Source organism: Virgibacillus aidingensis (assembly GCF_010994035.1).
GTDB lineage: Bacteria > Bacillota > Bacilli > Bacillales > Amphibacillaceae > Virgibacillus_N.
Map to the genome: position 1 here is coordinate 54,936 of NZ_WIXN01000007.1, position 14,641 is coordinate 69,576.

The following is a 14,641-nucleotide window of genomic DNA, read 5'->3' on the forward strand; positions in this document are numbered from 1 at the left end:
ACTACCAATGAAATGCACATGTAACATACCCTTTTGACTGAAAATTTCTTTTTGCAACGTAAGGATCGTCCCAATGTTTATCACTGTTTATAAGGAGTGATTTTATATGCATCATTCGAAGAGAATTGATGAAATAATTGAAAACAAGCGAGACAAGTTTATTTCCGTTAGCCAGCGGATCTGGGAGCTGGCTGAGAAGAGCTACGAGGAGACTGCATCTGCTGATCTTCTCTGTAGAAGTCTGGAAGAGGAAGGGTTTGCGGTAGAAAGGAATGTGGCAAATATTCCTACAGCTTTTATTGGTTCCTATGGAAGCGGAAATCCGGTAGTAGCAATATTGGGTGAATATGATGCACTTGCCGGGCTCAGCCAGGAGGCGGGTATTGCTGAACAAAAACCGGTTAAGAAAAACGGAAATGGGCATGGCTGCGGTCATAATTTGCTGGGGACAGGGGCACTCGCTGCTGCTGTAGCTGTTAAAGATTATATGAGAGAACATAATATAACTGGTACCGTCCGATATTATGGATGCCCTGCAGAAGAAAATGGAGACGCTAAAGCATATATGGTTCGTGATGGAGTCTTTGACGATGTTGATTTTTCCCTTACGTGGCATCCAGCTCCGGCCAATGCGGTAAGTGCCATGAATGCCCTGGCTACCTACCAGGTTTATTTCCGTTTTAAAGGTCGTTCAGCCCATGCTGCTGCGGCTCCCCACCTTGGCAGGAGCGCACTTGATGCAGTGGAGCTGATGAACGTCGGTGTCAATTATTTGCGTGAACATATTATACCACAGGCAAGGATCCACTATGCTGTTACCAATACAGGCGGCTATTCACCAAATGTCGTCCAATCGGATGCTGAAGTACTTTATTTAATCCGAGCTCCGAAAGTGAATCAAGTAGAACTAATCTATCGGCGATTGGTTAAAATTGCTGAAGGAGCAGCCCACATGACAGAAACGGAAATGGAGCTGGAATTTGACAGTGGTACATCGGATTTAATTAAAAACAGAACCATCGATCAGGTTATGCTGAATAACTTCCATAAACTTGGCATTCCTGAATTTACCGAAGAAGAGATTCAATTTGCCAAAAAGATTCAGGCCACATTAAGTAAAGATGAATTAAATAATCTATGGCATGAAAGTATGAAAGGCCAAATTTTATCTGACACAATATTACCGTTAACTGATGAAGAAGCATTCGCCTCTACAGATGTAGCAGATGTAAGCAATGTTACACCTACAAGCCAGGCGCATGCAGTCACCATGGCAAACGGCACCTCTCTTCATACCTGGCAGGTAGTGGCACAGGTCGGCTCTTCCATTGGCCAAAAAGGAATGCTTCATGCAGGAAAAGTAATTGCATCCACCGCAGTTGAAATGATACAGGATGAAAATCTGATTCAACAGGCAAAAGAGGAATTAACAGAAAAGTTTGGCGGCGAAAGTTATGTTTCTCCTATTCCGGAAGATGTTGTACCGCCAGTAAATAGAAAATAATTACCACACGGGAGTTTTGTTTAATTTGCCACTTAGAGTAGTGATGAGTTGCGATATGTTGTTATTTTTCCAACTTTTATCAGCTGTTATACACACTCTCCATTTATCGGAGATGCATCCCAAAAACATATTTACGAAATAATATGATTTTGCAATTTCTCATATTATTAATATGGAAAATTTACGTTTTTAATGTAGAAACATTAATTTAATGTACAAAAATGCATAAAATGAGGCAGCAATTTTCGTTTTTATCTATTTGCCCGGATATTAAAGGAGTGGTATATTATTAACAATCCATGAGAAAGGAGGAAGAAAAATGCCGACAGAAAAAATATTGATGAAATTAGTCAAAAGCGTGGAGGGATTAGCGAAAGAAATAGATGTTATAAATTCTACGATGGCTACCAAAGATGACCTAGCTGGTATGGCTTCAAAAGAAGACTTGAATCGCATGGCTACCAAAGACGACATCACTGGTATGGCTTCAAAAGAAGACTTGAATCGCATGGCTACCAAAGATGACATCGCCGGGATGGCTTCAAAAGAAGACTTGAATCGCATGGCTACCAAAGACGACATCACTGGTATGGCTTCAAAAGAGGACTTGACTCGCATGGCTACCAAAGATGACATCGCCGGGATGGCCACTAAAGAAGATATACAGCGGCTTGAAACAAAGATGAACGAGCATGACTATAAAATTGACCGCAACTTTCAACAAATAGCAACCAACGCTGAGAAACTGCATGAATTTAGCGCAAATAGCGTAAGATTGGAAAAAATAATGGAAACACTTTCGATTCGTTCTATTGAACAGGAAGGGAAAATAAGAAATTTGACTGTTCCTGCCGATTATACACCTTCCAAATAATGGGTGCTTCATTAATACAATACTGATTAATTAGCAGTTATTGCCTCACATTCAGACAGTTAAGTTACACATAAACTCTATTATTATAGTAAAAATAAAATCCCATTAAATAATGTTGATGGCTGTCTAAAACAATAAAGACAGCCTTTTAACCTCTTTATAAGAATTATTTATCTTGATCTTTCCAAACCAAAAGACGGCTTTCTCAAAATATTGAACAAGCGTAAGGTAACCTGTTACCGCACCAGGGTGCCGTATATTTGCATTCTTCCTTTAACCATTGATCTTTTCATTACCTCTTGAAAAGGGATTCCCAATAAATGAGCGGCCATCACCATCTCCTCCTATTAAAATTTGCTTCAACTCTAATTCCCTGAAACAACAATGAATCTACTAATTTTCCCTATTAGGTATATTTTCTATTAAACTTGGTTAGCTTGTATATTAACAAACTAGTATTTTAGGAGAGAGTGAATATGAAACATTTTAAAATAGCTGCAGTGCTTACCGTTATACTATTCTCAATGTTTATATTCCCGGCAGTGCTGCAAGCAGATAGCGGAGATACATTTATCGTAGGTACTGATTCAATGGAAATGAAAACAGCGCCGGAGCAGAAAAGCAGCAGCATTGGTTACTTAAATAGAGGAGATAAAATCACCATTTTTGAAGAAAAAAACGGCTGGGGAAAATCCTATTTTAACGGAGAAGAAATTTGGGTAGCACTGTACTTTCTTTTCCCTGTTGAAGATGAAGAAATGGAAAGTAATGAAACAAAAGAAACAAAACTATCAAATCCAATCACTTTCTTTGATGAAAATGGAGAAGAAGTTACTGTTTCAACAGAATGGAAGCATGTAAAAGACGAAAGATTATTGTCAGGCTCTACTGAAATTGCCAATCAAGATATCGGTAAATCCCTTTCTGACTATCACTTTATTATCGATGCCGGGCATGGCGGAATAGATTCCGGCGCTGTCGGGTTGAATGAAGTTAAGGAAAAAGACTTGAACCTTTCCACAGCAAAAACCATTGCTGAAAAATTGGAGGATGAAGGTGCAGCAGTTTCTATGACACGGAAGGATGACACCTTTATTTCTTTGGATGAACGTGTCCATATCAGCAATTCAAGTAATGCAAATGTCTTTATCAGCATCCATTACAACGCCAATGAAGACAGTGCAGCAAAGGGGCTTTCTACGTATTACAGTTCAAGTGTGACAAAAGAGCTCGCTGAAATTGTTCAGTCCTCCATTCTTGAAAGGGTAAACCTTGAGGATCGCGGGGCCAAACAGAACGGTTATCATGTGCTGCAGCATAATAATAAACCTTCCATCCTGATTGAGCTTGGGTTTGTCACGAACCCGAGTGACATAAAAGTAATTCAGACAGCGGATTATGAAGAAAAAGCAGCAGAAGGTTTGATCGACGGACTGAAAGAATACTTTAACGAGTAGGCAATATATATGCTGAAAGGGCAGGAAATCCCGGCAGTCTGCCGGTTACTTAATATTCCTGTCCTTTCTTTTTCCCCGCTTTCTTTTACCTATGGAAAATCATTAGATTTCATAGTAATAAAGTCCCTCCAACTTTAATTTCTACCCTTTTTTCATCTGGCTATGTCTTCCTGATTCTGGTACCATTTAATAGAAACAGCAAGAATAAAAGCTTTGGGGAACAACAAGTATCTTTTTGATTTTTACAGGCAATTGTGCTGATTTTACGCTGGCAAAGTCTGGACATAGTGTGGAGCAGGATGAGCTTATCGATCTGAAATAAATGATGGAGAAGCCGTTCATAACTAAGGAAGAACTGATCATTAATCGGGCCAAACTGCCATCCTTCATCAGCATTAATACTTATTATAAGCTGGAAAAGAATAACATTGAATTTAAATTCATAGCATTAAATGATATTAACAAGGGAACACGCTGAGAATCCATCAGCCTTTATGAAAAACCCCGAAGCAAAAGCAGCGGCAGCAATTTTAAAAAATGAACCGGACATTCTATTATCCGGTAAGGAGGAGGAATTTCATTGAAGTATGCCATTTTCCAAACCGAAATTATTCCTGCTGATCCAGAAGCAAATGAGGCACAAATTCGTCAATGGACAGAGAATACTGTTCAAATGGATAAACCGGATACAATTATGCTCCCTGAGCTGTGGAATACGGGATATGCCCTTGACTCACTTGCGGAAAAAGCTGATATGCACGGTGAACGGACTAAAGCTTTTTTAGGGAACCTCGCCAAAATACACAGCATAAATATCATCGGCGGATCTGTTGGCAATAAAAAGAACGGGAAATTATTTAACAGCAGCTTTGTTTTTAACCGCGGCGGTGAGCTTGTCTACGAATATGATAAAATTCACCTCGTCCCCATGCTGAATGAACACCAATTTCTTGATGGCGGGGAAAAGAAAGCCGAAGTTTTTGAGCTGGACGGCGTTAAAATGGGATTGATCACATGTTATGATTTGAGGTTTCCGGAATTGGCAAGACAGCTGGCCCTGGAAGGTGCAAATGTCCTTCATATTATTGCCCAATGGCCAAAAGCACGTAAGGATCACTGGAGGCATTTACAGCTGGCAAGGGCCATTGAAAACCAGCAGTTTATCATATCCTGCAACACTGTAGGTTATTGCGGCGACACGGAATTTGCCGGCAATTCCATGGTGATCGGCCCGTGGGGGAATGAACTGGCATTTGGCGGTCCAAGCAATAAGGAGACCATCACCATTCCCATTGACCTTTCCATTGTGCCTCAAATACGGGAAGATGTGCCGGTATTCACCAGCAGGGTTCCGAAGTTTTATAAGTAATAAAGTACGGGGCGGACAATGCACCCAGTTCTTTTTTTATCGTACATTAGCAAGCGCCCAGCGAGCGCTTTCCAATCTTCTGAAAGATGTATATGTAACCATTACAACAGGTTTGGCATACGGAATAAACTTTTAAATACTCAGATTAAAAGTACAAGTATTAGGGACGGCAGACTAGGCACAAAATGCCAGTCTGTCTCTTTCATTCCCCCAACATAAAGCAATGAGCCACCTCACTGCCAATGCCTTTCTAATATGATATAATTTCCGGTGGAATAAATCTGGTATCCGTACACGTGGAGGGTAACGATGAACAAGTGGTTCTATATTAACTTGTCTGTATTTGTATTGGCTTTATGGAATGTGTTTACACACTTTTCTTTTCCCGGCTTGCTGCTTCATGTCAGTCTTGGTCTGTTTGGGCTAATGCTTATTCTATTTAATTGGACACGCCATGCCATGTATTCGACAATCCGCAGCTCCCATGACCGTCAAAAGAAAATTAAAATTGCCCAGCTGATAAAAAAAGACATGCCATTTCACCGCTGGACCGGTACTGCTGCATTGATTATCATTTTATTTCATGGAACTTCCGCTATACATCATTTTGGTTTCCAATGGAATAATTTAAAGTTTCTCAGCGGATTACTTGCTGTATTCATCCTGGCAGGCGTGGTTGTTACAGGATGGATGCGGAGAATCAGACCAACCGGCTTAAAACGCAGGGCACATCTGTACTTTGGTATATCTTTAATTTTGCTGATTACCGTTCATCTCCTCTTTTAGCTAAAAAACCCGCAAGTCTTCTGAAGACCTGCGGATTTTTTCATAAAAGGTTTGCTGTTCACTAAAAAGAGAATATCGATGTATTTTTATGAAAAAGTCTTTAATTATCTCTTTCTTTTAAAGCCGTGATTTTTTTCATTCTGAAAGGTGTGACAATCAGAACCCCGATCAATACCAGTCCCAGATAGCCGATAAGCGGGTAAAAATATGCTACTAAATCTGTGAACCCTACAAAACTCAGCAGAAATCCGGCAATCATAGTGACCGTCAGGAAAATTTTAAAACTCTTTGTCTCTACCTCAACAAATCTTGCACTGAATGAGTAAAACATACTGATTGCCGTGTTAAATATCATACCAAATAAAACGATTGCAAATATGGTACCCAGTATAGGAGAGATATCGTTTACAATACCAAGCATTGGCATTTCATAATTACCTGCTTCTTCAATTTTTGAAAAGATGGCGAGATGACTTAACATGATAATTACACCAAGAATTAAACCGCCAAGCAGCCCGCCGGTTGCAGCAACCTTTCTGTTTTTCTCATCGCCTCCCATGACAATAGCCATAGCTGCACCTACCGAAATATTAAAGGAAACATAATTAATCGCAGATATAAACCAGTTCGGCAGTGTAGTATCAAAACTTGTGGCAGTATCATTAAGTGCTGCAAATGAGCTGTCCATCGTAAGAAAACTATAAACGGAGACAATAATTACGAATAAAATAAGAAACGGTGTCACACTGCTTATTGCTGCAACTACACGATTCACTTTCAGCATACCGACCAAGAGAACGATGATCGTCATAAGGATTGTTCCTACAACATGCGGGACGCCAAATTGCTGATTCAAGTTAGCCCCTGCGCCTGCTATCATTACAACCCCGACACCAAACGTGGTAAAAATAAGAACATAGTCAATAACCGTTCCCAAATATTTTCCGCTGATTTTATAAATTACATCTTTGTGTGAATTTGTCTGCGATCGGCTGCCGAGATAAACAAGCATCATTCCTGTGTACGCAAATAAGGCTGTAGTAACAATCGCACCCAGGATACCGAGAAGACCGAAACTTGTGAAGTATTGTAGAATCTCCTGTCCTGAAGCAAGGCCCGCCCCCACGATAATTCCGGTAAAAGCGCTTGCAATTTTCCAAGTACTCTTCATTTTTTGTTTTCCTCCTTTGATGTCAGTTCCATTATACATGCAAAAAGATGAAATCTGTTTGTGAATGTACTAAAATAAAGAGTAGATTATTTGTGGTTTTCTTTAAACCAATTCGTCATTCAAAGTGTATAACAGATGGTAAATTCTGTCGAATAATAAATATATTATCCATAAAAACTCCAAAGTATTTCTATTATACTCTGCATATAAACTGAAATTATGAAAAGAGAGGAAAAGAATTTAATGAAATACACCTCAAACGAACCAGGATATCACTTGAAACGGACATTTAATTCTTTTGAGCAGCTTGCCGACTATATTGGTGATATTTTTGACTGCCCCATTACCATAGAGGATAATAACCATCAAGTTATCGCATACAGCAAACACCGGGAAAATGTCGATGAAGCAAGAATTTCCACCATCATGAACCGCAAAGTCCCGGATAAAATCATTAACAGTCTTTGGAAAAACGAGGTCATGCCCAGGCTGATTGATAGTGATGAGCCTGTTTCCATATCTGAAATAAAGGAGATCGGCCTGGGGAACCGGGTAGCCATTTCCATATGGAAAAAGAAAGAGGTTCTCGGATTTATTTGGATCCATATTAGTGATAAAACACTATCTGAATCGGAGTTGTCCCTCTTAAAGGAAGCGGCATGGCAGGTTAAAAAACTATTACTCGCAAAAAATTCCGGAATAACAAAATCCGAAGAAAGCTATAAAGATTTTTTCTGGCAGCTGCTCACAGGAAATATGAGAAATCCGGAAGAGATTCAAAACCAGGCAAAGCAATTTAACGTCAACCTCAAAGATAAGCTCACCGTTGTAGTTTTCAGATTTTCCGATCAAATTACCGAACAAATAGAGAAACATGCCTATTATTTAGCTGAAATCCAAACACAGACAAAAGTCATTTTCCGGCTATTTGATGAAAATGAATTTATTTTACTGGTTCGCATCATAAAAGATAGTAACATTGAAGACAGACTTCAGGATTTTATGAAACAGTTTATATACAAGATCAGCAGTCAGCTGGAGCTAAACGGAATAAACGGAGCTTCCGGCTTCATTTACGATGAAGCAGCACATATTAAAAATGCATATAAAGAAGCGATACGTACAATTCATCTAAAAAGTATATTTCCAAAAGAACTAAAGCATACTTTTCTCTATGAAGACCTCGGTGTATATAAATTTATCGATGAATTATATACCACTTGGAACAAACAAAATCAGCAAAATAAATATGTAAGGAGGCTGCGGGAATATGATGAAAAAAACAAGACTGCACTATTAAAAACATTACAATATTATTTACAGTCGGATTCGAATGTTTACCGGAGTGCAAAGCAGTTATTTATTCATCCGAATACGATGAATTACAGATTGAAACGAATTAAAGAAGTAAGCGGGCTGGACTTAAAAGACACTGTACAAAAAACAGCTGTTTACCTCGAATTGATTATGGAAAATATATAAATAAATAGTCTTTGTGGAAAATTACAAAGCGAATTGCTTATTTTTATGTTTTTTCATAAGGTAAAATCGCTCAAGAAGCGATACGATAGGGATAAAGACGAAAAAAGGAGAGATATACATGATTATTGGTGTACCTAAGGAAATAAAGAATAATGAAAACCGTGTTGCCATGACACCTGCCGGAGTTGTTAACTTACGCAATGCCGATCACACAGTGCTTGTAGAAAAAGGCGCAGGAATGGGAAGCAGTTTTACGGACGAAGAATACAAAGAAGCCGGTGCAGAACTCGTTGCAGATGCTGCAGATGTTTGGAAAAGAGCAGACATGGTTATGAAAGTAAAAGAGCCGCTTCCATCCGAGTTTGAATATTTCCGTAAAGGCTTGATTTTATTTACGTACTTGCATCTCGCGGCTGAGCCTAAGCTGACCAAAGCCCTTGTAGAAAATGAAGTAACTGCTATTGCATATGAAACAATTACGGTTAACCGCACGCTGCCGCTGCTTACGCCAATGAGTGAAGTTGCCGGAAGAATGGCAACCCAGCTTGGTGCACAGTATCTCGAAAAATCCAAAGGCGGAAAAGGGATTCTTCTTGGCGGAATTCCGGGAGTAAGCCGCGGTACTGTTACAATTATTGGCGGAGGTGTTGTTGGAACGAACGCTGCAAAAATGGCGCTTGGTCTTGGGGCAAATGTAAACATTATCGACTTAAATCCTGCAAGACTTCGCGAGCTGGAGGACATTTTTGGATCAAGTATTCAAACATTGATGTCCAACCCGTTCAACATTGCTGAAGCAGTAAAGAATTCAGATCTTGTGGTCGGCTCTGTATTGATCCCCGGAAGAAAAGCGCCAAAACTTGTTTCTGAAGAAATGGTCAAGTCCATGCAGCCCGGCAGTGTAATTGTAGACGTTGCCATCGACCAGGGCGGAAACTTTGAAACCGTTGATCATCCAACATCCCATGATGATCCAATTTATGTAAAACATGATGTATTGCATTATGCCGTCGCAAACATTCCGGGGGCAGTGCCAAGAACGGCAACCGTTGGACTGACAAACGTTACTGTTCCATACGCTGTACAAATTGCTTCCAAAGGCGTGGAGAAAGCAGTTGAGGATAACCCGGCAATAGAAAGCGGGATTAATGTCATGAATGGTCAAGTAACATACGAAGCGGTTGCAAATGATCTTGATTACAAATATGTTCCTGTTAAAGATGCATTGAAATAAATGCCGGATGGTGTGATTGTCCATTTAATTATGTGGAAATGGACATTGCAATTTAATTTAAAGTACCCTTCCATAGCCATGCTGGAAGGGTACTTTTTGGAGTTTAACAGTCTATTTTTTGATGGGCAAACTATGCTGGATAAGGTTTTCCCATCGTAAAGGAGGAGAAGGCATGCAACATGGAAGTTACCGCGAAACCTGGACGGAAATCTCATTAGATGCTATCCATCATAACGTAAAAACCTTTAAGGACCATATAGGAAATAACACAAAATATATGGCTGTTGTTAAAGCTGACGGCTATGGACATGGCGCAGTCGAGGTTGCCAATGAGGCGCTCCTTGCTGGTGCAGAGTATATCGCTGTAGCAATATTAGATGAAGCTGTATTACTTCGGGACGCCGGAGTAAAAGCACCTATCCTTGTTATGGGATATACCCCGCCGGAGGCACTCAAAGAAGCCATCGAACGTGACATAACACTGACAGTGTTCACCCTGGAAGCTGCAGAAGCAGTAAACAAATTGGCCAACGATTTGCAAAAAAAGACCCGTATTCATATTAAAGTGGAAACAGGGATGAATCGAATTGGCCTCAGGAACAAAGATCATGTACTAGATCTCGCCCGCTCCCTGTCATCCGAATGGGTTTCCATTGAAGGGATATTCACTCATTTTGCCGACGCGGATAATAAAGACACTTCCTATACGGATAAACAGTTTGAAAGCTTTTTGGAAATGACGGATTATTTGCAGGAACAGGGTATTAATATACCAATCAGACACTGCTGCAACAGTGCCGGAACCATTGCCCATCCATCCAAGCATCTGGAAATGGTGCGGGTCGGCATCGCTATGTATGGTTTATATCCGGAAGATTTTATGAAAGAAATGATTGATCTGACACAGGCAATGACGTTAAAAACAAAGCCGGTATTTATTAAAAATCTGCAGGCACAGGAATATATCAGCTATGGCTGCACCTTTACAACCGAACGGGATTCCAAAATTGCCACTATCCCCATCGGCTATGCTGACGGTTTTTCACGGCTCCTGTCCAACCGCGGCGACGTAATCGTAAACGGAGAACGGGCCGGAATTGTCGGCCGTGTTTGCATGGACCAATCCATGATAGATGTTACCGGAATTGACGGTGTAGACCGGGAGACGGTTATCAGTATCTTTGGTGATGAAAAAGTAGGTCATATTCCAATGGCAGAAGTGGCTGACCTGATGGGAACCATCCACTATGAAACAACTTGCCTGATCGGAAAGCGGATACCAAGGGTATATGTGAAGGATGGCCGGGAAGTGAAGGAAAAAAGTCAATTGACGGAGTAAGTGGTTTCCTTTTAGCAACCGGGAAATCTGGCCGGAAATCGTGCAGGAGGAGGTGACTAACCTCCGACCTCTCACACTAATTACTGCTATTGCCTTCATGATTCGGGGCTCGAACCCTATAGAATGTGCGCATGCCTGGCACACCGAAAAAACCGCCTTTACAACAGGCGGTTTTTTCTATCTCGGCGGTCTGTTTTGCGGATACTTCTTATTATCCTTCATATCGTTTAATTCTTCTTTGGACTTGTTCTTTTTCTTTTTCCCTTTACTCATCATTATTCACCCTCCTTGGTGATTAGTATGAGTAAGATAAGCAAATTTATTTCGTTATAAATCTGGTGGTGCTTGCGCCTGATTTTTTCTTTTGTACTTCCAGCACGGCTGGGAACACGGTTTTTAATTCCTGTACATGGGAGATGACGCCGATCATGCGGCCGGATTGCTGCAGTTCAACCAGCGTATCTATCGCTTTGTTCAACGACTCTTCATCCAATGTCCCAAATCCTTCATCTATGAACATCGTTTCAATCGAGATACTTCCCTGGAAACTTTGGATAATATCAGACATTCCAAGTGCCAGACATAGCGAAGCATTAAACTTTTCCCCGCCTGAGAGTGTTTTTACATCCCGGGTCTGTCCCGTGTATGCATCATAGACATCTAGTGCCAGACCGCTTTGTCTGCCATGGGATTCCTGCCGGTCACTGCGCATGAGATAAAATTGCCCGTTGGACAGCCGTTTCAGCCGCTGATTGGCTGCAGCAATGATTTGCTCCAAATAATCCATTTGCAAATAACGTTCAAACGAGATTTTTTGATGGTTATTCCCCCGGATCACATTATATAAATCAGTTATCGTCCTTAACGATTCTTCCTTTTCCATCACTGCTTCCTCTGCATCAGCTATCTTCTGTTTCAATTTGCCGGCATCTTTATAATAACGCTCAGATTGATTCCATTTCTCCAAGGCCGCTTCGTAAGCATTCTTTAATTGTTTCAACTGCGCATCCAATGCCGCTACATCCATTCTGCGCTTATCCTGCAGATTCCTTTTCATTTCTTCCACACGGCGGATTAATGCCGTTCTTTCTTCTTTAAAACTTTCTATTTCTTCCTTTACTTTCTGCTGCTCCTGCTCACCCATTTTTGCCTTTTCATATGCTTCCCGGGATGTAAATTCATGTTTTTTCCACGCTTCTTCAAATTGCTGGGCAGCTTTTTCCTTCTTTGCCGCAGATTCTTTCATTTGCTTTGAATTATGATCTAGACTGGCTTCGCACTTCGTATACTGTTCTTTCACTTGTTCCAGTTCTTTTTGGATTTGATTCCAGGCTTTCTCCAGCTGTTCTTTCCATTTCTCTGTTTTATTTATTTCATTTTTTAAGGCTGTCAGTTCACGTACCTCTTCAGGCACAGGCTTCACTTTCTCTTTATATCCTTCCTGCTTTGCTTTATATTGGGTACGCAGTTGATCGCGCTTTTCCCTGTAGTCTTCCCGTGTTTTTTCAAGCTGCTTAAGCACTTCTTTTTCCTGGTCATATTTCTTTTTTAAGGTATGCAGCTGCTGGCGCATTTTTTTCAGCCTGTTTACTTCCGTGTCCAGCATCTTCTCTTCCTGTAAAACTGCTTTATACGTTTCTTCCAATTTTTCCGGAGGAACAGCATATCCTGATGTCTCCTGTTCGGATTTCTTGAGCTGCCGCTGTATCTCATTGTATTTTGCCATAATTTCCCGGTATGTACTGTCCTTTTCATCCAGCTTTTTTTTCAGGCTCTCCAGCTGTTCTTTTGAAACACTTTCTTCTTCATGTGCCGCTTTATTCGGGTGATCATGGCTTCCGCAAACCGGACAAGCTTCCCCTTCATGCAGATGGCTTGCCAGAACAACCGCCTGATTTGCCAGCCAGGAGCTTTCCAGCTTGGCATATACAGCCTTCATCTCTTCTGCCTCAGCTTTGCTAGTATGAAGCTCTTTTTCCAGATCTTTCTGGTGACGTGCTAAATCTATATACTCCTTGAAAATTCGCTTCTGTTCCCGGATGCGCTCAAATTTTTCCTGTTTATCGGGTAATTCTCCTACTAACGCATCCATCTTCTTTACGTCGCCGTCGAATTGCTCTGTTTCTTCCGTTTTTCTTTTCAGTTCCCCATCTGCTTGTTCCAATTCCTGCGTTGTTTTTTTGCCCTTGATGATCAGCTCATTCAGTTCCTTTTTTTGTTCGTCAATTTCCTCCACCACCGGCAAAAAACTTTGCAGACGATCAAGCGTGTTGCTTACATTTTCCCTTTCGGTCTGCTTTGCTTCCTCCTGCAGATAACGCTGCTGCACCTGTCCCAGCTTCTCTTCTGCTGATTTCATTGCATGCTTGGCCCGCTCGAGCTCCGTTTGCTTTTGTTTTTCATCATCAATCCAGTCATTCAGGAGCTTTTCATAGGGCAAAATCAATCCGGCCTGTTCCGCAGCTTTAAGCTGTTTCTCTTTTTCATCAAACGCGGGCACTTGCTCATTCAATTGTTTTAAATGAAACTCTTTTTTCTCCAAATCATCAAATTGCTCGTTCAGGGCCGCTGCCTGATGATATTCCTTTTGTTTTTCATCATGTTCCTTATATGCTTTTTGATAGTTTAGCTTGTCCTGCTCCATCTCTTTTTCATAATAAACGACTTCTTCAGCAAGACCATCTGTAATCTGCTTTACATTGTAAAATTCCCCGGAAAGCACTTGAAAAATAACGGAACTTTCCCGTTCCGGCAGCGTGTTCTTAATTTCACGGATGACATTGTCTTTCTGTTGTGCTGCCTGGTTGAATGCATCGTCTGCAGCCTTTTTCTTTTCCCGCAGCCGTTCGGTAATTTGTTTATAAGGCTCTGTCTTAAACAGCCGCCGCAAAATTTCTTCTTTATTTTCCGTTGTGGAAGTCAGCAATTTTCGGAATTCTCCCTGCGGCAGCATAACAATTTGCTTAAACTGGTCCTTCGTTAAGCCGATCAAAGCTTCCATCTTTTTATCTATCTCGGAAACCATTTGCCTGTCCACACATGGCACTTCCCCGTCAGGTGTTATTTCAAAAAACTCGTAGCGTTCCCCGGTTTTTGTTTTATTTCCCTGTTTCACATGTCCGAGCTGGCGGAGTACCCGGTATGTTCTCCCCTTCAACTCAAAAATAAGCTCCACGGATGTATTCGTCTCATCTGCTGCAAAATCACTTCGCAGCATCGTATTATTTTCCCGGTCCTGTCCACTTGCGGTTCCATATAATGCAAAACAGATCCCGTCAAAAATCGTGGTTTTCCCTGCTCCCGTATTTCCGGATATGACAAAAAGACTGTGTCCGTCCAGGTTAGTAAAATCGATCGTCTCTTTGTCCTTATACGGGCCAAAAGCTGTCATCGTCAGTGTAAGTGGCTTCATCTCAGTTCCCCCC

11 protein-coding genes are annotated in these 14,641 nt (G+C 41.0%); 9 read left to right on the forward strand and 2 right to left on the reverse strand.

Annotated elements, in window-relative coordinates:
• Positions 1 to 106: 106 nt before the first annotated feature.
• From GHD25_RS07680 to GHD25_RS07705, 6 genes are all read left to right on the forward strand, one after another.
• The gene (locus GHD25_RS07680; RefSeq protein ID WP_164215801.1) at positions 107 to 1,504 is read left to right on the forward strand and encodes a M20 family metallopeptidase; all 1,398 of its coding nucleotides are present in this window, start codon (positions 107 to 109) and stop codon (positions 1,502 to 1,504) included.
• 319 nt (positions 1,505 to 1,823) lie between these two features.
• On the forward strand, positions 1,824 to 2,378 hold the full coding sequence (locus tag GHD25_RS07685; protein ID WP_164215802.1) for a hypothetical protein: 555 nt from the start codon (positions 1,824 to 1,826) through the stop codon (positions 2,376 to 2,378).
• A gap of 476 nt (positions 2,379 to 2,854) precedes the next feature.
• Positions 2,855 to 3,835 (forward strand): N-acetylmuramoyl-L-alanine amidase, encoded by a 981-nt coding sequence (locus GHD25_RS07690; protein WP_164215803.1) that lies wholly within the window; start codon positions 2,855 to 2,857, stop codon positions 3,833 to 3,835.
• 322 nt (positions 3,836 to 4,157) lie between these two features.
• Positions 4,158 to 4,313 carry a hypothetical protein gene (locus GHD25_RS07695; RefSeq protein ID WP_164215804.1) on the forward strand — a complete coding sequence of 52 codons (156 nt, stop codon included), beginning with the start codon at positions 4,158 to 4,160 and terminating at the stop codon, positions 4,311 to 4,313.
• Between the two features lie 102 nt (positions 4,314 to 4,415).
• Positions 4,416 to 5,204, forward strand: coding sequence for a carbon-nitrogen family hydrolase (locus tag GHD25_RS07700; protein WP_164215805.1), 789 nt, complete (start codon positions 4,416 to 4,418; stop codon positions 5,202 to 5,204).
• A 309-nt stretch (positions 5,205 to 5,513) separates the two neighbouring features.
• On the forward strand, positions 5,514 to 5,990 hold the full coding sequence (locus GHD25_RS07705; protein WP_164215806.1) for a hypothetical protein: 477 nt from the start codon (positions 5,514 to 5,516) through the stop codon (positions 5,988 to 5,990).
• Between the two features lie 100 nt (positions 5,991 to 6,090).
• On the opposite strand, the gene GHD25_RS07710 is transcribed toward GHD25_RS07705, so the two are convergent.
• Entirely contained in the window at positions 6,091 to 7,161 is a 1,071-nt protein-coding gene (locus GHD25_RS07710) for a YkvI family membrane protein (RefSeq protein WP_164215807.1), read from the reverse strand.
• A 243-nt stretch (positions 7,162 to 7,404) separates the two neighbouring features.
• Here GHD25_RS07710 and GHD25_RS07715 point away from each other — a divergent pair, with 243 nt between their 5' ends.
• The 3 genes from GHD25_RS07715 to alr all read left to right on the forward strand — a co-directional run bounded on the left by GHD25_RS07715 (position 7,405) and on the right by alr (position 11,216).
• Complete coding sequence (locus GHD25_RS07715) at positions 7,405 to 8,643, forward strand: PucR family transcriptional regulator (RefSeq protein ID WP_164215808.1); 1,239 nt, start codon at positions 7,405 to 7,407, stop codon at positions 8,641 to 8,643.
• 118 nt (positions 8,644 to 8,761) lie between these two features.
• On the forward strand, positions 8,762 to 9,877 hold the full coding sequence (gene ald / locus GHD25_RS07720) for an alanine dehydrogenase (protein WP_164215809.1): 1,116 nt from the start codon (positions 8,762 to 8,764) through the stop codon (positions 9,875 to 9,877).
• A gap of 172 nt (positions 9,878 to 10,049) precedes the next feature.
• Positions 10,050 to 11,216 carry an alanine racemase gene (gene alr, locus GHD25_RS07725; RefSeq protein WP_164215810.1) on the forward strand — a complete coding sequence of 389 codons (1,167 nt, stop codon included), beginning with the start codon at positions 10,050 to 10,052 and terminating at the stop codon, positions 11,214 to 11,216.
• Between the two features lie 319 nt (positions 11,217 to 11,535).
• On the opposite strand, the gene GHD25_RS07730 is transcribed toward alr, so the two are convergent.
• Positions 11,536 to 14,628, reverse strand: a complete 3,093-nt coding sequence (locus GHD25_RS07730) for an AAA family ATPase (protein WP_164215811.1) — start codon at positions 14,626 to 14,628, stop codon at positions 11,536 to 11,538.
• Positions 14,629 to 14,641: the final 13 nt, after the last annotated feature.

What these genes read in the sequence shown, in the direction of transcription:
- GHD25_RS07680 (WP_164215801.1), top strand. Translation starts at nt 107, where the DNA reads ATGCATCATTCGAAGAGAATTGATGAAATAATTGAAAACAAGCGAGAC.
- GHD25_RS07685 (WP_164215802.1), top strand. Translation starts at nt 1,824, where the DNA reads ATGCCGACAGAAAAAATATTGATGAAATTAGTCAAAAGCGTGGAGGGA.
- GHD25_RS07690 (WP_164215803.1), top strand. Translation starts at nt 2,855, where the DNA reads ATGAAACATTTTAAAATAGCTGCAGTGCTTACCGTTATACTATTCTCA.
- GHD25_RS07695 (WP_164215804.1), top strand. Translation starts at nt 4,158, where the DNA reads ATGATGGAGAAGCCGTTCATAACTAAGGAAGAACTGATCATTAATCGG.
- GHD25_RS07705 (WP_164215806.1), top strand. Translation starts at nt 5,514, where the DNA reads ATGAACAAGTGGTTCTATATTAACTTGTCTGTATTTGTATTGGCTTTA.
- GHD25_RS07710 (WP_164215807.1), bottom strand. Translation starts at nt 7,161, where the DNA reads ATGAAGAGTACTTGGAAAATTGCAAGCGCTTTTACCGGAATTATCGTG.
- GHD25_RS07715 (WP_164215808.1), top strand. Translation starts at nt 7,405, where the DNA reads ATGAAATACACCTCAAACGAACCAGGATATCACTTGAAACGGACATTT.
- ald (WP_164215809.1), top strand. Translation starts at nt 8,762, where the DNA reads ATGATTATTGGTGTACCTAAGGAAATAAAGAATAATGAAAACCGTGTT.
- alr (WP_164215810.1), top strand. Translation starts at nt 10,050, where the DNA reads ATGCAACATGGAAGTTACCGCGAAACCTGGACGGAAATCTCATTAGAT.
- GHD25_RS07730 (WP_164215811.1), bottom strand. Translation starts at nt 14,628, where the DNA reads ATGAAGCCACTTACACTGACGATGACAGCTTTTGGCCCGTATAAGGAC.